This is a genomic window from Achromobacter sp. RT286_PF, assembly GCF_059760425.1.
In genome coordinates this window covers 172,089-197,707 of record NZ_JCBAMR010000005.1, presented here as the reverse complement: position 1 = coordinate 197,707, position 25,619 = coordinate 172,089, and the positions used below count along the sequence as shown (strand labels likewise).

At 64.4% G+C, this 25,619-nt stretch carries 24 protein-coding genes; 10 read left to right on the top strand and 14 right to left on the bottom strand.

Features of this window, described 5'->3' with window-relative positions; genetic code table 11:
• Window positions 1–14: 14 nt before the first annotated feature.
• Together AC6LJY_RS07050 and AC6LJY_RS07045 are read right to left on the bottom strand one after the other, a co-directional pair.
• Window positions 15–788: an alpha/beta hydrolase gene (locus AC6LJY_RS07050; RefSeq protein ID WP_498135601.1), complete on the bottom strand. Its 774-nt coding sequence runs from the start codon at window positions 786–788 to the stop codon at window positions 15–17.
• Between the two features lie 306 nt (window positions 789–1,094).
• Complete coding sequence (locus AC6LJY_RS07045) at window positions 1,095–1,949, bottom strand: YhjD/YihY/BrkB family envelope integrity protein (protein WP_314355780.1); 855 nt, start codon at window positions 1,947–1,949, stop codon at window positions 1,095–1,097.
• 108 nt (window positions 1,950–2,057) lie between these two features.
• Here AC6LJY_RS07045 and AC6LJY_RS07040 point away from each other — a divergent pair, with 108 nt between their 5' ends.
• Window positions 2,058–2,348, top strand: coding sequence for a hypothetical protein (locus AC6LJY_RS07040; protein ID WP_120156030.1), 291 nt, complete (start codon window positions 2,058–2,060; stop codon window positions 2,346–2,348).
• A 9-nt stretch (window positions 2,349–2,357) separates the two neighbouring features.
• Here AC6LJY_RS07040 and AC6LJY_RS07035 read toward each other — a convergent pair whose 3' ends face one another.
• From AC6LJY_RS07035 to AC6LJY_RS07005, 7 genes are all read right to left on the bottom strand, one after another.
• Window positions 2,358–3,128, bottom strand: coding sequence for an enoyl-CoA hydratase/isomerase family protein (locus AC6LJY_RS07035; protein ID WP_046806376.1), 771 nt, complete (start codon window positions 3,126–3,128; stop codon window positions 2,358–2,360).
• A gap of 10 nt (window positions 3,129–3,138) precedes the next feature.
• Complete coding sequence (locus tag AC6LJY_RS07030; protein ID WP_498135600.1) at window positions 3,139–4,287, bottom strand: type 2 periplasmic-binding domain-containing protein; 1,149 nt, start codon at window positions 4,285–4,287, stop codon at window positions 3,139–3,141.
• Entirely contained in the window at window positions 4,284–5,480 is a 1,197-nt protein-coding gene (locus tag AC6LJY_RS07025) for a CaiB/BaiF CoA transferase family protein (protein ID WP_498135599.1), read from the bottom strand. The genes AC6LJY_RS07030 and AC6LJY_RS07025 overlap by 4 nt, the downstream gene beginning before the upstream one ends.
• A gap of 30 nt (window positions 5,481–5,510) precedes the next feature.
• On the bottom strand, window positions 5,511–6,272 hold the full coding sequence (locus AC6LJY_RS07020; protein WP_498135598.1) for an SDR family NAD(P)-dependent oxidoreductase: 762 nt from the start codon (window positions 6,270–6,272) through the stop codon (window positions 5,511–5,513).
• On the bottom strand, window positions 6,269–7,447 hold the full coding sequence (locus AC6LJY_RS07015) for an aldose 1-epimerase family protein (protein ID WP_498135597.1): 1,179 nt from the start codon (window positions 7,445–7,447) through the stop codon (window positions 6,269–6,271). Before AC6LJY_RS07015 ends, AC6LJY_RS07020 begins: the two co-directional genes overlap by 4 nt.
• A 137-nt stretch (window positions 7,448–7,584) precedes the next feature.
• On the bottom strand, window positions 7,585–8,499 hold the full coding sequence (locus AC6LJY_RS07010) for a sugar phosphate isomerase/epimerase family protein (RefSeq protein WP_104145284.1): 915 nt from the start codon (window positions 8,497–8,499) through the stop codon (window positions 7,585–7,587).
• 30 nt (window positions 8,500–8,529) lie between these two features.
• The gene (locus AC6LJY_RS07005) at window positions 8,530–9,621 is read right to left on the bottom strand and encodes a Gfo/Idh/MocA family protein (RefSeq protein WP_046806370.1); all 1,092 of its coding nucleotides are present in this window, start codon (window positions 9,619–9,621) and stop codon (window positions 8,530–8,532) included.
• Window positions 9,622–9,829: 208 nt separating this feature from the next.
• Between AC6LJY_RS07005 and AC6LJY_RS07000 the strand changes: the two genes are divergently transcribed.
• Complete coding sequence (locus tag AC6LJY_RS07000; protein ID WP_498135596.1) at window positions 9,830–10,930, top strand: LacI family DNA-binding transcriptional regulator; 1,101 nt, start codon at window positions 9,830–9,832, stop codon at window positions 10,928–10,930.
• An 8-nt stretch (window positions 10,931–10,938) separates the two neighbouring features.
• Here AC6LJY_RS07000 and AC6LJY_RS06995 read toward each other — a convergent pair whose 3' ends face one another.
• The gene (locus AC6LJY_RS06995; protein ID WP_498135595.1) at window positions 10,939–12,003 is read right to left on the bottom strand and encodes an NAD(P)/FAD-dependent oxidoreductase; all 1,065 of its coding nucleotides are present in this window, start codon (window positions 12,001–12,003) and stop codon (window positions 10,939–10,941) included.
• A 182-nt stretch (window positions 12,004–12,185) separates the two neighbouring features.
• On the bottom strand, window positions 12,186–13,433 hold the full coding sequence (locus AC6LJY_RS06990; protein ID WP_498135594.1) for an MFS transporter: 1,248 nt from the start codon (window positions 13,431–13,433) through the stop codon (window positions 12,186–12,188).
• 93 nt (window positions 13,434–13,526) lie between these two features.
• Between AC6LJY_RS06990 and AC6LJY_RS06985 the strand changes: the two genes are divergently transcribed.
• A complete protein-coding gene (locus tag AC6LJY_RS06985; RefSeq protein ID WP_498135593.1) occupies window positions 13,527–14,483 on the top strand; it encodes an AraC family transcriptional regulator in 957 nt (318 codons plus the stop codon).
• Between the two features lie 95 nt (window positions 14,484–14,578).
• On the opposite strand, the gene AC6LJY_RS06980 is transcribed toward AC6LJY_RS06985, so the two are convergent.
• A complete protein-coding gene (locus AC6LJY_RS06980; protein ID WP_498135592.1) occupies window positions 14,579–16,057 on the bottom strand; it encodes an FAD-dependent oxidoreductase in 1,479 nt (492 codons plus the stop codon).
• 47 nt (window positions 16,058–16,104) lie between these two features.
• Between AC6LJY_RS06980 and AC6LJY_RS06975 the strand changes: the two genes are divergently transcribed.
• A complete protein-coding gene (locus AC6LJY_RS06975) occupies window positions 16,105–16,587 on the top strand; it encodes a MarR family winged helix-turn-helix transcriptional regulator (protein WP_498135591.1) in 483 nt (160 codons plus the stop codon).
• A gap of 24 nt (window positions 16,588–16,611) precedes the next feature.
• Here the strand turns inward: AC6LJY_RS06975 and AC6LJY_RS06970 are convergent, their stop codons facing one another.
• Together AC6LJY_RS06970 and AC6LJY_RS06965 are read right to left on the bottom strand one after the other, a co-directional pair.
• Window positions 16,612–17,355, bottom strand: a complete 744-nt coding sequence (locus AC6LJY_RS06970; RefSeq protein ID WP_498135590.1) for an SDR family NAD(P)-dependent oxidoreductase — start codon at window positions 17,353–17,355, stop codon at window positions 16,612–16,614.
• A gap of 135 nt (window positions 17,356–17,490) precedes the next feature.
• On the bottom strand, window positions 17,491–18,405 hold the full coding sequence (locus tag AC6LJY_RS06965; RefSeq protein ID WP_314355794.1) for a LysR family transcriptional regulator: 915 nt from the start codon (window positions 18,403–18,405) through the stop codon (window positions 17,491–17,493).
• 192 nt (window positions 18,406–18,597) lie between these two features.
• Here AC6LJY_RS06965 and AC6LJY_RS06960 point away from each other — a divergent pair, with 192 nt between their 5' ends.
• From AC6LJY_RS06960 to AC6LJY_RS06935, 6 genes are all read left to right on the top strand, one after another.
• Complete coding sequence (locus AC6LJY_RS06960) at window positions 18,598–19,599, top strand: tripartite tricarboxylate transporter substrate-binding protein (protein ID WP_314355795.1); 1,002 nt, start codon at window positions 18,598–18,600, stop codon at window positions 19,597–19,599.
• 66 nt (window positions 19,600–19,665) lie between these two features.
• Complete coding sequence (locus tag AC6LJY_RS06955; RefSeq protein ID WP_498135589.1) at window positions 19,666–21,816, top strand: acetate--CoA ligase family protein; 2,151 nt, start codon at window positions 19,666–19,668, stop codon at window positions 21,814–21,816.
• A 13-nt stretch (window positions 21,817–21,829) separates the two neighbouring features.
• Window positions 21,830–22,714 (top strand): MaoC/PaaZ C-terminal domain-containing protein, encoded by an 885-nt coding sequence (locus AC6LJY_RS06950; protein WP_120157509.1) that lies wholly within the window; start codon window positions 21,830–21,832, stop codon window positions 22,712–22,714.
• Between the two features lie 54 nt (window positions 22,715–22,768).
• The gene (fabG, locus tag AC6LJY_RS06945; protein WP_314355798.1) at window positions 22,769–23,518 is read left to right on the top strand and encodes a 3-oxoacyl-ACP reductase FabG; all 750 of its coding nucleotides are present in this window, start codon (window positions 22,769–22,771) and stop codon (window positions 23,516–23,518) included.
• Window positions 23,511–24,332: an enoyl-CoA hydratase/isomerase family protein gene (locus AC6LJY_RS06940; protein ID WP_498135588.1), complete on the top strand. Its 822-nt coding sequence runs from the start codon at window positions 23,511–23,513 to the stop codon at window positions 24,330–24,332. The genes fabG and AC6LJY_RS06940 overlap by 8 nt, the downstream gene beginning before the upstream one ends.
• Before the next feature lie 87 nt (window positions 24,333–24,419).
• Window positions 24,420–25,616, top strand: coding sequence for an acetyl-CoA C-acetyltransferase (locus AC6LJY_RS06935; RefSeq protein WP_498135587.1), 1,197 nt, complete (start codon window positions 24,420–24,422; stop codon window positions 25,614–25,616).
• The last annotated feature ends 3 nt before the right edge of the window (window positions 25,617–25,619 follow it).

The window sequence follows — 25,619 nt, the reverse complement described above, 5'->3', positions numbered from 1 at the left end:
CTCTATGTGATGGTTCAGCGCGCCGGCAGTAGATATTTCATCGCCTGCATGAAGCCTCGTGGTGCGACGGTGAGATGATCCTCGTCGTTCAAGACCGCTGATTTCAATGTCAAGCTCGGGTACTTCCTGCTTTGCAGCGCCGCTTCCAACGCCCGGTTGTCGGCGACCATGTCCACGGTCTGGTTATAGCGTCGATCACCCTTGCGCAAGGCCTCATACTCGCCGACATAAAGATAGACCTTCGCATTCAGATCCTGATTTTTCTTGGCATAGCTCGCTTCCAGCTTCAACGCATGTCGCTTGTCGTACCAAAGCGATGGACTGCCAAGGATATAACTGCTGAACAGGCCAGGTTCGGTGAACAGGATTTGTGTCCCAAGCAGTGCGCCGTAGGAGTGGCCCAGAAATATTGCTTTGGCAGGGTCCGCCCGGTACTGAGCGTTGACAAAGGGCTTTACCTGATCGCGCAGATACTGTTGATAAGCCTGTGCCTGACCGTGGATGGCGTTGGGCGATGCCGTGCTCGGGCCGTTTGGTGTCGGCGTGTAGTCGCGCTGGCGGCTGACACCCCCGTTCTCGCCTTTCCCATAGGACAGGCCGATCAGAATGAACTCCTCGACCTGGGGGCCTTCAACATTCAGGCGGCGCGCTAGCTGGCGGATGATCGGAAAAGCGTAGTCGGCGTCGGTCGCATACAGCACGGGGTAGTGCCGCTGCGGGTGCGTGGCATAGGACGGCGGCAATGCGACGAAGACCTGGTAGCCGCGTTTGGAAATGGGATCGGGCACGTCCCATACCTCGCTATCGGGGATCTCGTAGGGGTGCCCGTTTCCAGTTTGCATCCTGGGCGAGGAGGGGGCCTGAGCGTACGTCGGAGCGCTAACAGTGCCGAAGCTGATAATAAGGGCGACCAACAGGGCATTTGGAAAACGTCGATGCATGTGGATTCTTGGTGTATACGCCCAGCCCTCGGCACCCGGGAATGACACGGCCCATGATGAGTGGCAGGTTTGCGCAGCAGTAGGGCCGCATATCCTAGCCGATTCGATCTTCGTGCGCGTGGCGACCCGACCCTACGGCGGGTTTTTGGGTCTTTAGCTGCGTTCTCTGCGCGATCCATGCGCTTGGGCATAAACGCGGGTGAATTCCGCGCCCAGCAGAAACACCTGGGCCGCGTAATAAACCCAGATCAGCACGATCACCAGCGACCCCGCCGCCGCATACGACGAGGCGACGGATGCCTTGGCCATGTACAGCCCGATCAGGAACTTTCCGATTTCGAACATCACGGCGGTGACGAACGCCCCTGCCCAGACGTCTCGCCACGCGACCGAGACCTGGGGCATGAATCGGTAGATCATCCCAAAGAGCAGGGTGAGTATGCCCAACGTAATTGCCTCGTTGAGCACTTGCAGAAGCACCCCCCAGCCGGGGATGCCGCTACCCACCCAACTGCCCAATGCCGCCAGCACGGTGCTGACGACCAGCGAGACCAGCAATAGAAATGCCAAGGTCAAAATCAGGCCAAACGAAAGCAGACGCGCGCGGATGACGGCCCAGATGCCGGACTGCTTCTTGGCGTTGACCTTCCAGATCCGGTCCAGCGCGCTTTGCAGTTCCGAAAATACTGTCGTCGCCCCGACCACCAGCACCACGACGCTGATGACCGTGGCCGCGATGCCCTGCGCGGGTTCTTGCGCGCCCAATACGACACTTTCCACCGCCTTCCCGCCCTCTGCGCCAACCAAGGCGCTGACCTGCTCCAGCAACTGCCCCTGCGCGGCTTCGTGGCCCCAAAAGAAGCCGGCGATACCGATCACGATAATAAGAAGTGGCGCCAGCGAGAAAACCGTGTAGAACGCGATGGCGGCACCCATGCTGGGCGCGTAGTCGTCCAGCCAGTTCGTCACCGTTTGCTTAACTAACGCATAGAACCCTTTGATAGCCATTTCCACACCCCCAGCGCATGCGGAAGGTGTAGCAAGTGGCGTGCCGGCCCCGTGGCCGGCGCCGAGCAACGTAAAATGTCAGGCTTCCACCTTCTACGTGCTTCCCACATGAACCTTGAACGACTCCGTCGCGAATTTCCCGACTACGACATCACAACCCTGCCGACCCTTCCCGAAGGGTATTTCGACGCGTCCAGCTATATCGATGCAGCGCCATCATTCGAGAACAAAGAGCGCGGCTTGAAGGTGTTTATCGACTACGCCAACTATGCCGACCGTCCGTCCGGCAGGAGCCAGCGCTTCTGTGTGTCCCGCTACGACGAGGAAGAGGGCGACTTCGAGGACGTGGCCCTGTCGACGAACGACTGGGCCGAAGTCTTGCGCTTCCTGACTGCCTGAGCGCCCTGGTCAGCGCCGCTCGAACGTCGGCGCGCGCTTTTCTTCGAACGCCCGCCGGCCTTCCTTGGCGTCGGCGGTGGCAAAGCAGATCGCCTGTAGGTCGCGCTCGTATTCCACGGCCTTCTCAAGCGGCATCGACAGCGCGGCGCGCAGATTGACGCGTGCCGTCTCGGCCGCGATCGGCGCGCGCGAGGCAATGGTGGCAGCAAGCGCTTGCGCGCGTTCGCGCAACTGCTCTTGCGGCACCACCTCGCTTACCAGGCCCCAGGCCAGCGCCTGCTCGGCGCGGATGGGGTCGCCGGTCAGCACCATCAGCGCCGCGTTGCTCGGGCCTACCGCATGGACAAGCTGGGCCGTCATGCCGCCGCCGCCAATCCAGCCTAGCTTGATCTCGGGCGCGCCCAGGCGCGCGTTGTCGGAGGCGATGCGGATATCGCAGGCCAACGCCATCTCCAGGCCGCCGCCGAAGGTATAGCCATTGATCGCCGCCACCGTGGGCTTTTTCAACATGCGCACGCAGTCGCAGTAGTCAAGCCGATTGCGGAAATCCCACGGGGTGGCGTAGCGGTCAAGCTCGGTAATGTCCGAGCCGGCGCAGAAGGCCTTGGGGCCCGCGCCGGTCAGGATCACCGCGCGCACCTGCGAGTCGGTGTTGCATTGCTGCACCGCGGCGATCAGCAGGTCGGCCATCTCGGGCGTCATCGCGTTCAGCTTCTCGGGGCGATTGAGTTCGATGATGGCGACATGGCCATCGATACTGAGGTTGACGAGTGCGCTCACGTCGGAATCCTTAGGTTGCGGTGTGCTTGGGGGCGCGGGCCAGGCTGGCCTGGAAACGCTGGGTCAGGCCGCGCGCCAATAAGTGGGAGGATGCGCGGGCGGCGACGCCGTCACGCAGGAATTGCGAGGCCTCGGCCTGGAAGGCGATGTAACCATCGTGCCGGGGGCGGATCGACGCAGCCTCAAGCGTGCGGGCCGTGTTGACATAGAAGTTGCCGCTGGCTGCATTGACGTTCGCATCCGCCCAGCTGTCGCGATGGCTGGGCTGTCCTTCGTGCTGCGGGATGAAGCGGCTTTGGGTATCGGCTGCGAGCAACCACAACAGATGCGCGCGCAATTCCGGCCCCACGATGCAGCGCCGTGAAATCGCAATGCCGGTGCCGCCGAGGATCGAGCCGGGCGTGCCCGCGTCAGCCTCGGGCGCGTCGCGGAACGTCAGCGGTTTCGCGACCGCCAAGGTGGCGTAATTCACATAGCCATAGACCAGCGGGCAGAGCGCGATGTCATCGCGCGAGCTCATGTGGCCAAGCAGCGCAATCGGGTTGTACGCCAGGGCGTGCGCGGGCGTGAGCCGCGCCAATTCGCTGAGCACCTCGCACGCATCGGCTAGCGTCGCCTCGTCGTGCCAGGCGCCGTGCGGACGCAGGTCGGTATCGGGCGCGATGGCGGCCGCAATCGACAGCAGCGACAACAACGGGTGCGGACCGCCCCAACTGAGCGCGACCGCGCCGCTGCGTTGCGACAGCGTCAGCACCTCGCGCCAGGTGCGCGGCACGGGGCCGTCCAGCCGATCGGCGCGCGTGGCCATGACCTGCGTGGCGGCGTCCAGCGGTAGCGCCCATTGGCGATCGTCCATGCGATAGCTGTCGTACGACAGCCCGATGCTGTCCCGCGCAATCCGCGCCAGCTCGTCGGGCGCGAACACGGTGTCTAGCGCTTGCAGGCAGTCGTGCGCCAGGGCCTCGCCCAGATGGGGATGATCCAGCACCACCAGGTCATAGCGGGCGCAGAGTTCGGCGATGGGCGCCGATTCGAAGCCTTCAAGCGACTGCTTGTCCCAGTGCACAAGTGGCGCGTGCGCGGTGGCAGCGTGCAGCGCATTGAAGCCGCGCGGGTGGTCCCAGGTCAGGCCGCGGTAGGGCAGGGCGCGCTCGCTCATTCAGAGGCTCCACGCAGCACCGCGCCTGAGGCGGCATGCGCGGCGATCTCGTCGGCGCTGAAGCCGAAATCGCGCAGGACTTCGTCGGTGTGCTGGCCGGTCAGCGGTGCCCCGCGCACGACCTGGCTTGGCGTCTTGGAAAAACGGATCGGAAAGCCCGGTGTCTTGATCTTGCCTTCGGTCGGATGCTCGTACTCGACGAAGGTGCCGTTGTGCGCGATCTGCGGGTCGTCGACCAGATCGGCGTATCCATAGACGGGGCTGCACCAGATGCCGGCGGCATCAAGCTCGGCGAACCAGTCGGCCGTGGAAGCCTTGGCGAGGGTGTCGCGCACCAGCGCATAGATCTCGTCGCGCTTTTCCCAGCCGTCGCGCTCGTCGGTGTACTGCCCCAGGCGCGGCTCTTCGGTCACGCGCGCCAGCACATTCATGTCGGGCATGGCCAGCGCCAGATAGCCGTCGGTCGTCGCGAAGGTGCCATAGGGGGCGCGGATATACACGTGGGCATGCGGCTCGGCACTGCGCACCTGCGGCTTGTGCCCCACGGTGTAGACCGAGAGCTCCTGCATCTGGATCGTGGTGATCGCATCCAGCATATTGACCTCGACTTTCTGGCCTTCGCCGGTACGCTCGCGGTGCAGCAGCGCGGCCAGCACGCCTTCGAAGGCGCAGTACGCGGTGACGGCGTCGACCACATACTGGCCTGCCGCGCGTGGCGCTTCGCCCGCACGGCCCGACGACAGCATGGCGCCCGACATCGCCTGCAACAGCAGGTCCTGACCGGGGCGCGTGGCATAGGGGCCGTCTTCGCCGAAGCCCGACATCGATACATAGATCAGGCGCGGGTTCAGCGCCGACAGGGTCTCGTAGTCAACGCCCAGACGGCCGGCGACACCCGGACGGTAGTTCTGGATAAACACATCGGCCTGCGCCGCGAGTTTGTGGATGATCTCCTTGCCGCCGGCACTCTTCAGATCGATCGCCAGCGAGCGCTTGTTGCGGTTCAGCGAAAGAAAGGACACGTTGATCTTGTTGCCCGTGATGCCGCCGGCCGGCGCGTGCCGCTGCCATTCGCCGGTGGGCGGCTCGATCTTGATCACGTCGGCGCCCAGGTCGCCCAGGCGCTGCGCCGCGAACGGCCCCGCCATGGCGATGGAGCAGTCCAGAACCTTGTAGCCAGAAAGAATACTCATGCTTCTACCCTCTGCGTGCGCCGATGCGCTTCAATGCATGACCCAGCCGCCGTCAACCGCCAGCGTCTGTCCGGAAATGAAACCCGCCTCGTCCGAGGCAAGGAAAACGATGGCCGCGGCGATGTCGCCCGCGTGCCCACGGCGCTTTACCGACTGGCGTTCCAGCACCATGCGGTTGTAGCCCTCGGGATCGGGATGAATCTTCTCGGCGTCGGTGGGAAACGCGCCCGGCGAAATGGCGTTGACCGTGATGCCCCACTTGCCGAACTCGCGGGCGAATGCGCGCGTGGCGCCCACCATCGCGCCCTTGGATTGCACGTAGGGCAGCAGGTTTTCCCAGCCGCCGGACAGCGTGATCGACGAGATGTTGATCACGCGGCCCCATTGCTGCTCGCGCATGCCGGGCAGCGCCGCGCGGACGATCTGAATCGCCGCCTCCACATTCACGCGGTGTACGCGCGCCAGCTCTGCGTCGCTGTACTCCTCGAACGGGCGCGAGGGGTAGATGGCCGCGTTGTTGATGACCACATCAATCGGGCCCTGGGCCGTCAGCTGCTCAAGCTGCGATTGCAGCGCGCGGGCGTCGGCCAGATCGACCTGCACGATGTGAAGCTGGCCGGAAAACCGCGCGGGCACGGTGCTGCGCAGGCGATCGATATGCCCGGCGTGGTTGTCGAGCGCGATCACGCGGGCGCCCGCTTCCAGCAGCGCAATCGTGGTGTCCACACCGAAGCCGCCCGCCGCGCCCGTGACCAAAACGCGGCGGCCTTGCAATGAGAAGCGCGCGCTCATGTGCGCCCCGCGATGGGCGCAAAGCGCCCCGACAACGGCGGATAATCGGCCTCGGGCTGCACCGCGATCGCGCGGATGCGGGCTTCGCATGCCGCGATATCGGCGGGCGAGCCCAGCACGCTGAACGTGGTGTCGTAGCGGCGCTCTTCACCATGCTCAAGCCAGATGAGCTCGTTGCGCTCACGCGCCGCGCCCTGGCCCAGCACATGGTTGGTCGAGGGTTCGATGCCCATCGCATACTGGCCCGATTGCAGGTTCTGCCATTGATACTGGCAAGGGAATTGATGCTTGAAGGTGCTGACCTGCATGCCCAGGCCCAGCTTGTCGTTGACCAGGGCCACCGGGACGCTGCCGTCGGCGGCGGCGGCCATCTCGTGCTGCCACACTTGCTCATGAAAGCCCAACTGCGGCGCCGGCATGCGGCGGTAGCCCACGCCCTGCTTGCGGTAGGTTTGCTCGTGCGCGGCCCACACCACATCGCGGATCGGCGCCAGATAGCGCGAGTCGGCGTCCAGCACCGGATAGCCCAGGTTGATGTGATAGCAGAGCATGTGGGGCGTGCGGTAGAAGCCGCGATTGACCACGCGGTCAGACAGTTGGATATCGTTGGTGCCCACCTCGATCTCGATGCGGCGGTGCAACTCCAGGTGCTCGCCGAACACGGTGCCCTGGCTGACGATTCCCTCTGCCCACAGCACGCAGCGATCGCCGTCCCAGCGTTCGCCGTAGCCGGTCAGGCGCGCCGGAATGGTCCCCACGCGGCCGTGGATGGACTGCTTGGCGGTCTTGCGCGGGCCGTACACGTAGTTGTCGGCCGGCGCGTCGTACATGAACAGAATGTGGTCCAGTCCGCAGGTAATCATGAGGCCCGAAAACGAGCGCATCCAGCCCAGTCCGCCTTCGCCTTCGTAGTCATGCAGGCCGGGATGGCGAAAGCCCGACGGCGACTGCCATCCCATGGCGAAGCCGCGGTAGTCGCAATCGGCGATGTCCATCGCGCGATCCACCAGCACCGTGAAACGCAGGCCCGTACCGCTGCGGAACTCCAGCATGCGGATACCGCGCTCCAGCCCGTCGTCCAGCGTCATCAGGCGTACGCCGGCAAACTGCGCAAGCTGCCCGGTGCGCGCCTCCACGTCGCGGCGCGTCATCCAGGTTCCGTAAATGTCAGGCATGAGTTCTCCCTGGCAAAGGCGCGGGTGCGCGTTTGCCGGTGTCGGTGTTCAGAATCGTGTTCGCAGTCGTGTTCGCGGGCGTGCCGGGGACCTTATGCAAAGATGCATCGCGGCGCGCCTCTGTTGCGGCGGGCGGCCTACAGGCCGTTCGCGCGCAGCCGCTCGTCCAGGAAGGTCTTGGCGCGCGGCACGTCGTCTTCGGTCAGGTGTTCGATGATGATGGGAATGTTGGGGTGCTTCTTGGCCAGGCGTTGCAGGTAAAGGTCGTAATTGAGCGCGCCCAGGCCCGGCGCCGGCAGCTCGATCTCGCCCACGCCACGGAAGGTATGGCTTTCGGCCGCGCCGTCGTCACCAATGTCGCTGTGCTTTTCCGACTTGTCATCGCCCGAACGCTTCACGTCCTTGGCATGCGCGATGCAGATCTTGTCGGAAAGCGCGTCGAACACCTGATTCAGCGTGCGGTCCATCTGGTCGATGTTGTGCGCTTCGAAGTAGTTCGTCGGGTCCATCAAGAGGCCCAGGCCGGGGTGATCCACCTCGGCGAACATGCGCAGCGTTTCCTCGACGGATCCCACCACGTTGTTCACGTAGGTTTCAAGCAGGAACACCGCGCCATGGTCATAGGCATGTTGGGATAGCTCGGCGATCACCGTGCGGCACTGGTCCCAGCCTTCCTCGGTCTTGTTCTTGGGGTGATGCACCCAGTCGCTGTCGGTGGCAAACGTGCCGGTTTCCGATATCACGTAAGGCGAACCGAGCTGGCGCGCGTGCGTGAGGATCTCTTTGAGATAGCCGTTGCGGCGTTGGCGCTCGGCGGGATCCGGGTGAACGATATTGGTATAGGCCGAGATGCAGGACACCGGCAGGTTGTAGTGGCGGAAGGTGTCGCGGATCTGCGTGCATTTCTGCGCGGTCAACTGCCCCGGGCCGAGTTCCATGTCCTTGAAATGCAGGTCCAGCTGCACGGTGTTGAAGCCGTGCGAGCGGATCACCTTGGCGGTGCGCTCCAGCTCATAGGGAAAGTAGCCCGAGAAGATTCCGGTCTGGATCATGATGCTTGTCTCCGTCTGTTTTTTGTCTGGTTATTCAACAGCCGGCAGCCGTACTGTGCGGCCTTCGGCGATGGACGTATACGCGGCCTCGACCAGCGCCATGGTGCGTACGTTGTCGGTCACGCTCAACGCAGGCTCGGTGCCGCTGGCCAGCGCGTACTGCAACTGCTCCATCACGCCGATGAAGGCATGCGGAAACCACATCGTGTCCCACGTGGGGGTTACCCAGCGCCCGTCGGTATGGCCCTGGGCCGCGCGTGAGGCGTAGCTCAGGGTCGACGGCTCGCCGGTGGGCCAGCCGATGGTGCCGCGCGCGACGCCCTCCGTGCCTTCCACGCGCCAGCGAATGTGCTGGTCGTCGGGGTATCCCTCGGCCCGTGGGCCCGACCACACATCTTCAAGCGACAGCGCCAGCAGGCCGTTGCCAAAGCGCAGCGTGGTGCTCACCAGCCCATCCTGATGCGCGAACTGGGTGCGCGGATCGGGGCGGGTGATGCTGGTGATCTCGGTGGGCTCGCCAAACAGATACCGCAGGGCATCAAGGTGATGCACGCTCATGTTCGAGAGCGTCAGCCGGTCATAGCCGCGCAAAAAGTCCTGCCAGTGCGGGATCGCGTGCATGTCGATCTGCGCGAACACCGGCGTGCCCAGCACGCCCTGGTCCAGCAGCTGCTTGAGCGTGCGCATCGATTGGTCGTAACGCATGTTCTGGTTGACCGACAGGATCTTGCCGGCGGCACGAGCCTCGTCGCGCAGGGCGCGGGCTTCATCCAGCGAGAGGGCAAGCGGCTTCTGCGCCAGCACGCCGCGCACGTGCGGGGCGCGCAAGGCGGCGCGGATCAGCTCGGGCTGCATATCGGGCGGATACGCGATGTCCACGATTTCGATCCGCGGATCGGCGATCAGGGCCAGGGGATTCTCATGCACTAGCGGGATGCCGTAGCGTTCGGCGACCTTGGCCGCTTTGCTGCGAGTACGTGACGCAATTGCCGCCACCGTGAAGCCGGCCTGCTGATAGGCCGCCAGATGGCATTCGGCCATGATCATGCCGGCGCCGATGCAGCCGATGCGAAAGCGCCGTTCCCGAATGGGCGGGTCGGGCACCAGGGTAGGGTGCGACATGTGCTCCTCCTGCCGGCTTGGTATGCACTGTCGACTGCCTGGCATCCTGCCGTGCTGTGTTTGATGTTATTGAGCCGCGATAATCACATCAAAACAATCAGGGGTAAAGGCGGCTGGCGCCCATAGGGCAGCAACGTTACCTTTTTGATCCAGAATGATTGCAAATGATGGGTTATGATCGCCTCGCTGCCATCGTCCTGATGGTGTCTTGACAGCCTGGTCCCGCATGCGCCCCACCATTTCCCTCATTGCCCGTGAAGCCGGCATGTCCACCGCCACCGTGGACCGGGTGCTGAACGACCGCGACGGCGTGCGCGGCAAGACACGCGACCGCGTGCTGGCAATCGCCAATCGCCTTGGCTACTTCGTCCAGGGCGCCGATGCCGCAAGCCAGGATGTGCGGGTCGATTTCGTGTTGCCCGCCGGCACCAACAGCTTCATGACCGCGTTGGGTCAGCACCTGCTTGAAGAAGCCGCCACCCGCCCCGATGTGCGCGCACGCCTGCATTTGATCGAGGGATTCGACGCCAATAAGCTCGCGCAAAAGCTCTACGAGCTGCGCGGCCAGACCCAGGCCGTTGGCCTGGTCGGGCTGGACCATCCACAGGTGCGCGACGCCATCATGGCGCTGCGCGACAGCGGCGTGCATGTGAGCACCCTGGTGTCGGACATTCCGATCTCGGCGCGCCTGGGTTACGTGGGCATCGACAACCGCGCCGCGGGCCGCCTGGCCGCGCTGTTGCTGGGCCGATTTCTGCCACAGCATACGGAGCGCAAGGTCGCGGTGTTCGTGGGGTCACTGGCGTATCGCGGCCATGAAGAGCGCGAGATGGGCTTTCGCTCACTGCTGAGCGAAGAGTTTCCGCACCTGCGCATTGCGCACATTCTTGAGATCGGCGACGACCGCGACCGCGCCTTTGCCGTCACGCAGGAGCTGCTGCGCAACGAGCCGCCGCACGCGATTTACAACATCGGCGCCGGCAATCAAGGCATCGCGCGGGCGCTGAAAGAGGCGCGGCCGGCAGAGGCGCGGCCGGCCGAGGCGCGGCTTACCGAGGCATGGCCCAACGAGGCTCGCTCAAACCAGGCAGCCTCGGCTCATCGCATTGTCTTCGTGGGTCACGACCTCACCGAAGCCACGCGCCGACTGTTGCTCGATCGCACCATGGACGCCGTGATCGACCAGAACCCGCGCGTCGAGGCACGCGAAATCGTCAAGCTGCTGGTGGCGGCCGTGAAGGGCGCGCCCGAACCCAGCTACCTGCCGCGGCTTCAGGTCATCTTCCGGGAAAATATTCCGGAGCCGTGATAGTCGAATCAAGAACGCAGAACCGCTTCGGCGCAACGGCGAGCAAGCAGGGGGGCAAGGATGACGCCGGGATGTCCGACCAATGCAAATAGGCCCTCCATTCTTCCCACCTGGCCGCAAAGCGGTTTGCTGTCGGTCGTCATAGGACGCATCGCAGCGGTTATGGAAAGCAGGGAAGCCGCCGCCGCGGTCCCAAACAGTCGGGCAATCGCGTTTCCGGTTTGCGCGGCTAGTGCGGGAAGGCCGGTTTCGCCGCATTCTGGATAGTCAGCGGCAGAAACGAGCCCGCCTGCCAAGGATGGGCGCAGCTCCATTTCTTCCGCGCAAACCAGGTGAAGAAGGCCGGCAACTTCAGTACCGAATCGAAGCAACACTGCCGGCGACTCATAGATCGGAAGGTCCACGCCGACCGTCAGAGCAAGGGCGCGCGAGCGATAGCCATTGGCGAGCACGACAATGTCGGCCGGAAATTCCTTTCCGTCCACGACGATTCCCGTGATCCGATTTCCTGCGGCATTGACGGCTTGAACCGTTCCCCGGCGGACGCAAGCCCCGGCGGCCTGCGCTCCTGCCCGCAGCTGGCGTGCCAATGCGCCCGCTTCCAGTGCGAAGTCGCTTGGTGCCCAGGCGGCGAGCGATGGCGGATTCGAAATCGTCGGTTCCTTCTCGGCAATTTGGGACCGAGTGAGCCGCTCGATTCGGGTGCCGGCGGCCCGATGCTCTGCGATCATGGCTGCCGTTTCGTCCTCCGTGGACCGCCAGAGAAGCGCGCCGCGCGCTGCGATCGGCAGCGGGCTGAGCTCGCGCTCGATATACGCGAACTCCTCCAGCGCCTTCAATCTTTCAGCGAACGCTGCCTGGTTGTCAGAAGGCGTGCTGGCGCTGCCACCGACCCAGCCGAAAGAACAGGCGGTTGCACTGATGAGGCAATCGGGCGCACGTTCGATCAACGTGACGGATGCGCCCGCTTTGGACAGATGCCAAGCTGCCGACGCGCCCATGATGCCGCCGCCCACCACGATGACCTTGCCTTTACGTACCACGACGGGGTTGTGCTTGAGAAAACCGGGCATGTGTTTGGTTGGACATTGTTGTGTTGGCGGTGGGCAACTGGACTTTCCATTCGATCGGTCGGACGCATCATAGCGTCGACAGGTGTCGAGTCGCCAAGATGATCCGAACCGAGACGAAGGCAGCTACACAAGCTACACAAGCTGCATTGAGCAAGGAGGGTTGGCTTTTTATGGCGACAGGGTCACAGATGAACGGCGGGTGTTGCGGCTGCTCTGATCGAAGGCGCGGGTACTGTTACGCGCATCCAGATGAACAAGCCGGCAAGCAGCATGACACAGCCTCCCGCAACAAAAACGCCCTCAATGCCTGTCAGGCTGAACATGGCACCGCCTGCCGCGGCGCCCATGGCGATTGAGGATTGCACCGACGCCACCACCATTCCGCCGGCACTTTCAGCCTGATCCGGCACGGCGCGCGCGACCCAGTTTGACCATGCAACCGGCACGCCACCGAACGCGAGGCCCCATGCCGCAATCAGCGTTGCCTGACCCGGTAGGGACGCGGGGAAAAGCGCCATCGCCAAGGCACTGCCACCGACCAGGGCCGGCATGAGGGCCAAGGTCACAGATAGGCTGCGCTGCATCAACCAGCCTGCGAGCATGGTGCCTGCGAAATTCGCCACGCCGAAGCCAAGCAGCATCAGCGCCAGCCCGGTCGTTCCCACGCCGGCAGTGCTTTCCAGAAACGGCCGAATATAGGTGAAGAGAGCGAAATGGCCCGTATGCGCCAGAATGCAGCCAAACATGCCAAGCGCGATGCCGGGCCGCAAGAGAACGTCCAAGATCGTTCGGAGCCGCGCGGGCCGGCGCGGCGCCATCCTCGGTAACGTGAACCATTGGAATGCCAGGGTCAATACACCCACCGCCGCGGCGGCGACAAAGGCGCTGCGCCATCCAAACTGGCCACCAAGATAGCTACCCAACGGCACGGCGACCACTGTGCCCACGGCAATGCCGCTGAAGATGATCGATAACGCGCGTGGCAAGAGCGCCGTCGGCACCAGTCGCATGGCGACAGCTGCCGCCATGCTCCAGAACCCGCCCAGGGCGATTCCAAGTAGAACGCGCATCAAAAGCAGCACCCACATCTGCGACGACGCTGCAACCAGAAGGTTGGACACAATCATTAAAGCGGAAAAGCCCAGCAGCACCGTACGGCGATCCAGGCCGCGGGTAAGACCGGGCACCAGCAAGCCTGCAAATAACGCCACCACCGCAGTCACCGTCACAGCCTGTCCCGCCATGGCCTCTGATACGTGCAGAGCTTCTGCCATGGGCGTCAGTAGGCTTGCCGGCAGATACTCCGCGGTCAACAGGCCGAATACACCCATCGCCAGCGAGAACACTGCGGTCCATGCCGCTGACACCGGCTCAATGTCCACCGGGCTGGCTGAACCTTCGGGGTTTGAAACATCAACAACACTACGCATTGCACTCATCCTAAAAAATCAGTGAGTGCAGTCTAGGACGTGTGCTTGGGATGATCTATGATGCGGCGTACTAAGTTTTTGATAGAAAATCCGATGCTGGCCTCACAGAATTACGCGCTTCCTCCGCACTTGATTAGTGAGCTGCTTGCCGGAATGCGTCTGCGCGGGGTGCAGTACCGGCGGGTGCAGACCGGGCCTAGTTTTGGACTAAGCATTGACGCGAAGGCCGGCCACGGTTTCTTCTACTACTTGGCGGTGGGCTCGGCCGTACTACGTACCGCTGAGGGCGGCTTGCACGAATTGAGTGCCGGCAATGCGGTGTTTCTGCCCCATGGGCAAGCTCATCAATGGCTTTCCGCCGAGGACGCGGACTTGCAGGATATCGATACGCTTGAAGCCGCCTTGATCGGCAATTCCGTCACCGACGTGGATGCGTGTCCAAGCACCAGCAGCGTCCCCAGCGCAATTTTCTTTTACGGTTGCATGGAATTCGACCTTGGCGGCATGCGGGCTTTGGGGCAGCTGATGCCGGATGTCATGTGCGTGAACGCCGACAGCGACCGCTTTCCTGGCATGGTCCCGATTCTGTCCGCGATGAAAGGCGAGATCTGTTCCAGACGCGTGGGGTTCGCGGACATTCTGGCGCGACTGGCCGAAGTGGTCGCCGCGATGATTGTCCGGGGATGGATCGAGTGCGGTTGCGACAATGCCTCCGGCCTGGCCGCAGCGCTGCGGGATCCACGGCTTGCGCGCGCCATCCTCGCCTTGCACCGCCAACCCGCCCGAGATTGGAAATTGGCTGAGTTGGCGGGCGAGTGCAATATTTCTCGCTCTGTTTTTGCCGAGCGATTTCATGCAACGGTGGGAACGCCACCGCTGCGCTACGCCAACGAGTTGAAGATGCGTCTTGCCAGGCAATGGCTGACGCACGACAGGCTACCGATCGACACGGTAGCCGAGCGCTTGGGCTATACGTCGCAAGCAGCATTCAGCCGTGCGTTCAAGCGTGTTACCGGTCTGCCCCCAGGCGCCAGCCGAGACGCGCGCTGAACTCCCATGAACGTTCACATCGAGGCGGTCGCGCGGCGTTGTGCTTGGCCGGCCCGGCAGCCTGTCCACCTTGCCGGCACGACGCCAGCGTCTTTTCACAGAATCTTGCAGTACCGATCCAGGTGCGCTTGCAGCACGGCGGCGCTATCCCGGGCAAAGACGCCCGCCAGATACCCGTCGGGCCTGATCAGCGCGGCGGCCCCCTTGGCCAAACTGTAGAAGCTGGCGAACTGGTCCAGAGGGTCTTCGATCTCCAGGCCGGCTCCAATGCAGTGGATGTGCAAGCCGGCGCGCGGCGGAAAGGTTGATGCGCCGTTGACCAGCAAGGTCCAGTGCGTGCCGTTGAGCAGGTTAAACAACCGCGTTGGGCTGCCGCCCGCGCCGCGCACAACGGCATCGGGCGCGCGACTGCCCGGCTCAAGTCGGCTGTCAGCTTGCAATGGAAGCGATAGCGGCGAGGTCGGATACCCGATGTCCAGTTGCTGGACTTCACGGGTCCGCCTGTTGTCCCCGGTCTTGAAACCCGCAAGCAGTCGGGTGGACAAGCCGAGCACGTTCGCGGCCACGGGCCGGCGTTCGGCTTCGTAGGTCTCCAGCAGCGCCTCGGGCGCGCCGGCGAGTACGGCGGCCAGTTTCCAGCCCAGGTTGTAGGCGTCTTGCACGCTGGTGTTCAAGCCTTGCCCGCCGGTGGGCGGATGGACATGCGCCGCATCGCCGACCAGGAACACGGGGCCATGCCGGTAATGATCTGCCAGCCTGGCATTCATGTTGTAGGTCGAAGACCAGGCAACGCAGTGGACCGTGATGTCCGTGCGCGCGGTGTGCAGGGCAACGCGTTTCGTCAGCGCGGCAGCGGACAGGTCGACGTCGCCCTCAAGAGAAACCGGCGCCTGGATCTGGAACAGGTCGGTGCCTGCAAGCGGGCAGATGGCCAGCGGACCCGCGCCATGACCGTTGAACTGGTGCCACCTATCGCGCGACAAGCCTTCCAGCACGACATCGGCCACGATGGCGCGCACCCCTAACGTCTTGCCCGGAAAGCCGATGCCCAGGTGGCTGCGTACCGTGCTGCGCCCGCCGTCCGCGCCCACCAGGTAGCGAGCGTGGACCCTCTGCTTCCCGTCCGGGGTGGCCAGCACGGCTTCAATTCCGTCGGCGTTGATCTCCATCCCGACCAGCTCGACACCAAACTGCGGCGCACGGCCCAGTTCCAACAGCCGCTCTCGCATGATCGCTTCGGTCTTGAACTGCGGAACCATCAACGGAAGCGGATAGGGCTCGGCAGGCGTAGGTTCGGCAACCGTCGTGACTTCCTGATCCACATGGCTGCCGTCGGCCGAGTATTTGCGAATCGTGGGGTAGATGCCACCGGCGGCCATGGCCCGGTCAAGGATCCCCAGGTCTTCAAATACTTCTTGGGTGCGCGGTTGAATCCCTTTGCCGCGCGAGCCCGCAAAGGGGGAAGCCAGTTTTTCGATCAGGGCAAAGCGCACGCCGCGCCGCGCCAGTTCTATTGCCAGGGTCAGGCCGGCAGCGCCGGCACCGCAGATCAGGACGTCAACGGGGTTACGCATGTCGCTCTCCAAGTATGTGTAATATGCACACATTAAAAGGGGAGTCTATGGTCACCAAAAAGAAAGTGCAAGATACACATATCTCCGCGCAGCTGAAGGATCTTCATCGGTCCTTGATCACGATCGTGAGCGTGATGAACCGCCCCAGGAACGACGAACGCCTGATCGCGGAAGCCGGCGTGCAGCTGGACCAGGCGCTGTTTCGCCTATTGGTGGTGATTGAACGGGTGGGGCCGATCGGCGTGGTCGATCTGGCGGACCGGCTTGGCAGGGACTACACCACCATTAGCCGCCAGGTCGCCAAGCTGGAACGCATGGGGATGGTGATGCGGCACGAGAATCCGGACGACCGCCGAATGCGCGAAACGGTGGTGTCATCCGAAGGCAAGGCCGTGACCGACAAGCTTGATCAGGCGCGCGAGCGCCTGGCAAAAGACATCTTTCAGGACTGGACCGCCGAAGACATCACGGACTTGGTGCGTCTGATGCGCAAGTTCGCAGAGACGCTGGAACGGGGTACAGAGGGTTGATTGTCAACTCGGCGTTGCCCGGGATCACGTCAGATTCAACCCACCATCCGACAGCAGAATTTCCCCAGTCAGATAGTTCGACTCAACCAGCATCGACACCGCCTGCGCAATATCCTCCGGCTTCGCGGCGCGCCGCATCGGTGCGCGTTCGCGCCATAACTGCTGGGCTGCGGTCCAGTCGGCGGTCAGGGGCGTATCGACCAAGCCTGGCGCGATGGCGTTCACGCGTATATCCGGGGCGAGCGAGACCGCCAGCAAGCGCGTGACGTGGTTTAGCGCCGCTTTCGTTGCGGCGTAGGGGATAGACGCGCCTTTGGGACGAACGCCTGCATGCGAGCTGACGTTGACCACGCAGGCCGGTGTGCCGGTTGCGGCGGACGCGTGCAGTGCGGCCTCGGCCAGCGCGATGATACGGAACGGCGCGATGACATTGACCTCGTGCAACTCGCGCCAGATGTCGGGGGTGGCTGCTGCCATATCCGCATGCGGCACCACGCGGCTGATGCCCGCGTTGTTCACGACGACATCCAGGCGGCCCCATTGCCCCACGGCTTCGTGCACCAGGCGGACCCGGTCTGCGTCTTGGGCAAGGTCGGCTTGCACATAAGCCGCCAGACCCAGTTCGCGCGCCATGGAGATGCCCACGTCCACCGAGCTGCGCGAGTGCAGAACGACTGCGTAGCCGTCTTTGGACAGCCGGCGCGCAATGGCGGCGCCGATGCCTGACGTTGAGCCGGTGACAAGAGCAACACGTTGGGTTGGAGGCATAGAAAGGTCCCATGAAATGGAAGGCGGGAGTTTACCTGCCGTGGGCATGCCGCCGGCGCGCCCGGTGGGGGCGGCGGGGCTTCCAACGCTGGGAAGCGTCTACCGCAACGGGACGGGTCGGGAACGCATTGCGGCTTAGCGCTGCAAACTCGCTCCATGGTCCGCGATGCTTTGCTGAATGCTGGCGACAAACCTTGCGATGACGGGATTGGTGTCGCGCTCGCGATAAACCAGCGCGATGCCGATGTTGGACGATTCGGGCAAGTCGTTCAGGGGCCGGAATTCGACGTCGGCCGGCATGAACTCCGCGTTAATCGACGGGACCAGCGCGATGCCCAAGCCGCTGCGCACCAGTCCCACCACGGTTTGCACCTGGACGGCTTCCTGCGTCACTCGCGGCGACACGCCGGCTTCGCGCAGCAAATGCATAACGGCGGCGTTCAGGCCGCCTACGCGCGACGGCGTATAGCCGATGAAATCCTGATCGCGCAACTCTTGTAGCGACAGCGATTGCTTGCGCGCCAGCGGATGATCCGCGGGCATGGCCACGCAGAACACGTCGCGCGAAATGGGTTCGAAGACCATGTTGCTGGGATGCGTGGTCGGTTCGCGCACAAAGGCGACGTCCACGGTTTCCGCGTCGATCATCGACAGCAGGCCCAGGTTGGTCGATTCGCTGAGGTCCAGCTTGATGTGGGGAAAGCGCCGGCTGAAATGCTGGATCAGGCGCGGCAGCAGGCTGAAGGTCAGGGACCCGATAAAGCCGATGCGCAAGCCGCCGCTTTCACCGTTGGCCGCCTGGCGCGCAGCGGTGATGACATCGGCCGCGCTATCCAGGCATTTGGTCGCCGCCGCCAGCGCCGCATGCCCGGCCGGTGTCAGCTTGACGCCGCGCGACCCGCGCTCTAGCAGAGCCACGCCGATTTCGTCTTCCAGCTTGCGGATGGCGACCGACAGCGGCGGCTGCGCCATGAACAGGCGTTCAGCGGCGCGGCTGAAGCTTTGCGTCTGGGCAACCGCCACGAATTGTTTGAGTTGACGCAGTTCCATCGTGATTGACCTTGTGAGGCGGGGCAGGGCGGGGGCGGCGCGGACCAAGTCGCCGGCCAGGTATACACAGAATGAATAGAAGTGTACATGCAAAGTATTTGATCAAGTATGGGTGGCATCTCTAGGATGGGCACCTAAAACAGCCCCTGCGCCGTCCATGACGGCGCGGTCATAACACCTGGAGACAACCCTATGAAACTCGCCCGCCGCGTGTCGGCCGCCATTGCATTAGGCTTTGCCGCGCTATCCGCCACCGCCTTGCCGCTTGCCCCCGCACATGCCGCCGCACAGGCCGCGGACTACCCCGACAAGCCCATCAAGATCATCGTTCCCTATCCGCCCGGCGGCACCAACGACATCGTCGTGCGCCTGGTCGGCAAGAAGCTGGGCGAACAACTGGGGCAGCCGATCATCGTCGAAAACAAGGCAGGCGCGTCGGGCAACATCGGCGCCGAAAGCGTGGCCAGGGCGCCGGCCGACGGCTACACGCTGCTGCTGGTTACGACCGGGCACGCCATTCATCCGTCGCTATACAAGAACCTGCGCTACGACATCACGAAAGACCTGATGGGCGTGAGCCGCTTGTCCAGCGGCCCCATGCTGGTGATGGTCAACCCCAAGCTGGGCATCAACAATATCCAGGACCTGATCGCCCGCGCGAAAGCCGAGCCAGGCGCAATGTTCTTTTCCAGCGCGGGCAATGGTTCGTCCACCCACCTGACGACCGAACTACTGGCCAGCAAGGCCGGCATCAAGCTGACCCATGTGCCGTTCAATGGCAGCGCGCCAGCCATGTCGGACGTGATGGCCGGCAATACGCAAGTCGTTCTGGACTTGATGTTCTCGGCATTGCCGCAGGTGCAGTCCGGCCGCCTGAAGGCCATTGCGATCACGGGAACGGCGCGGTCGCCTCTGTTGCCCGACGTGCCCACGGTGGCGGAATCCGGCGTGGCCGGGTTCGACGCGGAGGTCTGGAATGGCCTGATGGCGCCCGCAAAAACTCCGCAGCCCGTCGTCGACCGCTTGAACGCGGAACTGAAGAAGGTGCTGGCCGACCCCGACATCAAGGCCCGCCTGGACGCGCAGGGTTTCCCCGCCAGTTGGTCGACGCCGGCCGATTTCGACAAGCAGATCGCATCCGAGATCAAGCGCTGGGCGCCGGTTGTCCAAGCGTCGGGCGCCACCGTCCAGTAAGCCATGCCGGGCGGCCACCATCATTGCGGCCGCCTGACCCGCCATTCAATCCGGAGTCGTCCCTTCATGTCTGACCGTCACGCCCTGGCGTCTTTGATCCATCCACGATCCATCGCCATCATCGGTGCTTCCGACGACGCGCTGCGTATCGGCGGCCGCCCCATTGCCTACATGCGCCAGCAGGGCTACCAGGGCCGGCTGATGCCCGTGAACCCCAAGCGTTCCACGATTCAAGGCGTCCCCGCCTATGCCAGCGTGGCCGACCTGCCGGAAACGCCCGACCTGGCCATCGTGGCCGTGGCCGCCAAGCTGGCGCCCGATGTGGTCGAGGAACTGGGCAAGCGCGGCACGCGTGTCGCCATCGTATTTTCGGCCGGTTTTGCCGAGGCCGACGCGCAGGGCGCGGCGCTGCAAGACCGCATGATCGCCGCCGCGCGCCGCTACGGGCTGCGCTTGCTAGGGCCTAACTCTTTGGGGGTGTTGAATCCTCGCATCGGGTTCTACGGCAGCTTTACGTCGGTGGTGGAAAGCGGTTTTCCCAAAGCAGGCCGCGTCGGAATCGCCAGCCAGTCCGGGGCCTATGGCAGCCACATCCTGGGCCTTGCGCGCGACTACGGCATCGGCGTGTCCGCCTGCGTCATGAGCGGCAATGAAAGCGACATCAGCCTGGGCGACATGGTGCAGGCATTTGTCGATGATCCCGACACCGACGTCATCGCCGTGTACTCCGAAGGCATCCGCGACGGGCAGCGCTTGTTGGCCGCATTGGAAGCCGCGCGGCTGGCCCGCAAGCCCGTGGTCATGATGAAGGTGGGCACCAGTGAAGTGGGCAGCGCGGCCGCCCAATCGCATACCGCGTCCATCGCCGGCAACGACGCCGTGACGGACGCCGTGTTGGCTGAACACGGCGTGGTGCGCGCCCGGTCCACCGAACACATGCTGGACGTGGCGCGGCTGGCTACGCGCCGCATTTACCCCGTGCACAATTCCCTGGGCGTCATCACGGTAAGCGGCGGCGCCGGCGTGATCGTGTCGGACGCGGCCGAGCTGTGTGGTTTGCCCATGCCCCAAATGCCTGCCGCCGCGCAACGGCATTTGAAGGAATTGATTCCGTTCTGCGCGCCGCGCAATCCTGTGGATTGCACTGCACAGTTCATGAACGACCTATCCATTGCGGGCCGCTTCGCGGATGCCGTGGTCCAAGAGGGCGGCTATCAATCCATTCTTGGATTCTTCACCTACACCGTTGGGGCGGCTTCGATTGCCGACGGCCTGCGCGCGCAGCTGAACGCAGTGCGTGAGCGGCATCCGGACCGCTTGTTCGTGCTGTGCATTCTGGCCTCGCGCGATCGGGTGCAACAGTACGAAGACGACGGGTTCTCGGTCTACGAAGACCCCGCCCGCGCCGTGGCCGCCATTGAAGCCATGGGACGATTCGGCGCTGCGTTTGCGCGGCCGGCTGGGCAGAAGACGCCATCCACGCCCGTGTCGATCCCGCTGCCCGACGCCACGCCCAGCGAAGCCACGGCCAAGCAAATCCTGGCGCAGGCCGGCATCGCCGTGGCCGAAGAGCGCGTGTGCGCCGATGCCCGGGCGGCGGTCGCGGCGGCGGAACAAATCGGCTACCCCGTCGTCATGAAGATCCTGTCGCCAGACATTCTGCACAAGTCGGAAATCGGCGGCGTGCTGTTGGACGTTGCAAACGCGCAAGCGGTGCAAGCGGGCCATGCCCGGTTGCTGGAGCGTGCGGCAACGGCGGCACCCGATGCACGCATTGAAGGCGTGCTGGTCGCGCGCCAATTGTCGGGTGGCGTCGAGTGCATCCTGGGCACCCAGCGCGACCCGGTTTTTGGCCCGGTGGCCATGTTCGGACTGGGCGGCATCTTCGTCGAGATCATGAAGGACGTCGTCCTGCGTCGCTGCCCGTTCGACATCGACACCGCTGAACAGATGATCCTGTCCATCAAAGGGGCGCCGCTGCTGCAAGGCGCGCGCGGCAAGCCGCCTGCTGATGTGAAGGCACTGGCCATCATGCTGTCGCGCTTGTCGCACTTCGCACACGAGGCCGGGCCGCGCCTGCAATCGATAGACCTCAACCCGGTGATCGCCTTGCCCGCGGGGCAGGGGGCCTATGCCGTGGACGCGGTAATCGAACTGGCCGCCGACGGGGATGCGCGCGCGGATGTTGTCCTTGGCCCCGGCCCGGGCACGCTCTGATCAGGTGGCCATCATGCCGATCAATCCCGACCTCCTGTTGAACCGGCCGTTCGAACCGCGTTCGCATCGCTACCGTGAATGCGACACCGTGCTGTATGCGCTGGGTTGCGGCCTGGGCGCCGATCCGCTGGATGCCGGCCAGCTTCGCTATGTGTACGAACACGCGCCGGGCGGGCTTTGCGCCTTGCCGACGCTGGCGAACATCCTGGGCTACTTCGGATTCTGGGCAGACCAGCCCGACACCGGAATTACCTGGCGCAAGCTGGTGCACGCCGAACAGCACATCGAACTCCAACGCCCCTTGCGCGCCAGCGGCCACATCGTCGGCGAAAACCGCATCGTGGGCCTGCACGACAAGGGCGCCGAAAAAGGAGCGCTGATGCTGCAAGACCGGCGCATCGTCGACGGCGCCAGCGGCGAGCTGCTGGCCACGGTGACGCAGACCACGATGCTGCGCGGCGACGGCGGGTTCGGCGCAACGCAGGGGGCAACGCATGGCCGCGCGCCGCTGCCCGCGCATGTATTGCCCGACCGGGCTGCGGACGCGGTTTGCGACCTGGCCACCTTGCCGCAGGCCGCGCTGCTGTATCGCCTGAACGGTGACGCCAACCCTTTGCACGCGGACCCGGCCACGGCACGCGCGGCGGGGTTTGAGCGGCCCATCCTGCATGGGCTGGCCACGATGGGCGTGGCCATGCACGCCGTGCTGCGCGCGCTGCTGGGCTATGACGCCGGTGCCGTGCGCGGCATGCGGGTGCGCTTTACCGCGCCGGTGTTGCCGGGCGACACCTTGCGCACCGAGATGTGGCGCGACGGTGGCGTCGTCTCGCTGCGCACTACCGCCATGGAACGCCGCGTCGTCGTGCTCGGTTCCGGCCGCATCGACTTGTCCGACTGAATCCGCGCGCACGCGATGCCGCGCGCGCCTTACCTTGCATAAAGAGAGACCGTTATGGATCTGCAGATCAACGACAAAGTGGCCATCGTCACGGGTTCCGCCCGGGGCCTGGGCGCGGCCACCGCCCGCAAGCTGGCCGCTGAAGGCGCGCGTGTGGTGATCACCGACGTCCTGGCCGAGCAGGCCGAAGCCACCGCCGCCGCGCTGCGCGCCGACGGCTTGCAGGCGCATTGCATCGTGGCCGACATCACCAAGGCGGCTGACGTGCAACGCCTGGTTGACGAGACCATCGCCACCTTTGGCGGCGTCCACATCTTGGTGAACAACGCGGGTTTTCCGCGCGACAAGTACCTGGTCAAGATGAGCGAGCAGGATTGGGACCTGGTCATGGAAGTCATGCTGAAAGGCGCCTTTTTGGCATGCAAGACGGTCATGCCGCACTTGATCGAGCAAGGCTGGGGCCGCATCGTCAATATCAGTTCGCGCGCGTATTTCGGTAACCCGACGCAGGCGAATTACTCGGCCGCCAAGGCAGGCCTGATCGGCATGGCCAAGGCGCTGGCCATCGAAGAAGGGCGCTATGGAATCACGGTGAACTGCGTGGCGCCTGGCTTCATGGAAACCGAGATGGTGCAGGCGCTGCCCACCTACGACACCATCAAGGAACGCGCGGTGCAGATGCAGCCGATCAAACGCGTGGGCAAGCCCGAGGACATTGCCAACGCCGTGGCATTCCTGGTGTCGGAGCCGGCCAGCTTCATCACGGGCGAGGTGCTGCACGTCACGGGTGGTCGCTATGGCTGATTACATGCCCATCCGCTGCGACATCCGCGACGACGGCGTCGCGGTGCTGACGCTGGACAACCCGCCGCTGAACGTGGTGTTCCGAGGCTTGACGGTGGCGCTGGGCCAGGCGCTGGACGCGTTGGCCGTGGAGCCCCGCGTCCGCGCCGTGGTGCTCGCCGGCGCGGGCAGGGCGTTTTGCGCGGGATCGGACATTGCCGAATTCCAACCCCTGATGCAGCCCGGACGCATCGGCCCCGAAAAGCTGGAGCTTCAGCACCGGGTGTTCGCGCGGCTGGCTGACTTTCCCAAGCCCACGGTGGCCGCGGTGCATGGCGTGGCGTTCGGCGGCGGCCTGGAAATTGCCGTGTGCTGCGATTTCATCGTGGCGGACCCGGCGGCGCGTTTTGCGCTGCCTGAAATCAAGCTGGGCGTGTTTCCGGGCAGTGGTGGGCCGGTACGGGTCACCCGCCGTATTGGTGTGACGCGCGCCAAGGAAATGATGCTGCTGGGCGAGCCCATTGATGCCGCGACGGCGCTGGCGTGGGGCCTGGTCAATCGGGTTTCGCAGGCGGGCCAGGCGCAGGCCCAGGCCCTGGCCTTGGCGGGGGGCCTTGGGGCACGGCCGCCACTGGCAATGTCTTTGTGCAAGACCGCCATCGGCTACAGCTGGGACGACACGGAAGCCGGCGCGATTGCGCGCGCGCTGCCGTTATCCGAACGCGCATTTACCTCGGCGGAAGCCCGCGAGGGTGTGCGCGCCTTTCTAGCCAAGGAAACGCCCCGGTTCCCGGACGCGCTGCATGATGCGCGGCAGGGACATGAACATGGCTGACGCCCACGCTTTGCCGGACTTGCGCGCGGCAATCGCACCGCGCAGACATTGCTTCGATCCGATTCGATCTCATCTCCAGGAGGCCGCATGAAACGCGCCGCTATCGTATCCCCCCTACGCACGCCCATCGGCGCATTCGGAGGCGCGTTGCGCCCCGTACCCGTGGAAGAGCTGGGCGCCACCGTTGCCCGCGCCATCATCGAACGCACCGGGCTGGACCCGGCCCGCATTGAAGATGTGGTGTTCGCGCATTCATACGCCAACGGCGAAGTGCCCTGCACGGGCCGCTGGGTCGCCTTGCAAGCGGGCTTTCCCGTCGAGGTTGCGGGCATGCAGCTGGACCGGCGTTGCGGCAGCGGCCTGCAAGCCATCGCCACCGCCGCGATGATGGTGCAAACCGGTGTGGCCGACGTGGTCATGGCCGGCGGCGTGGAAAGCATGAGCAACGTCGAGTACTACACCACCGATATGCGTTGGGGCAAGCGCGCGGGCACGGTCCGCTTTCACGATCGGCTGGAACGCGGCCGCGAACGCTCGCAGCCTGTTTCGCGGTTCGGCACGATCAGCGGCATGATAGAAACCGCCGAGAATCTGGCGCGCGAGTACGCAATCACGCGCGAAGAGGCCGACGCCTTTGCGCTGCGCAGCCACCAGCGCGCCTTGGCCGCCTGGGAATCCGGCAAGTTCGAAAACGAAGTGGTGCCGGTGCGCGTGCCACAACGCAAGGGCGAGCCCATCGTGGTATCGCGCGATGAAGGCATCCGCGGCGACTTGACGCTGGAACAGCTGGCACGCCTTACGCCCATCATGAAAGACGGCATCGTGACGGCCGGCAACGCCTGCCAGCAGAACGACGCGGCGGCGGCCTGCCTGATCGTGGCCGAAGACAAGCTTGAGGCGCTGGGACTTGAACCCATCGGCTACTTGCACAGCTGGGCGGCGGCCGGTTGCGAGCCCTCGCACATGGGTATCGGGCCCGTGCCCGCCGTGCAGAAACTGTTTGCCCGCAACGGCTTGGGCTTTGACGACATGGCCTTGGTGGAATTGAACGAAGCCTTTGCGTGCCAGGCGCTGGCCTGCGCCAAGGGCTGGGGCTGGAATGACCCCGGCCTCTTCAATGTGAACGGCTCCGGCATTTCGCTGGGCCACCCCGTGGGCGCGACCGGCGTGCGCATCATGACGTCGTTGTTGCACGAACTGTCGCGCCGTGGCGAACGCTATGGGCTCGAAACCATGTGCATAGGCGGCGGCCAGGGCATGGCGGCCGTGTTCGAGAGGGCCTGATCC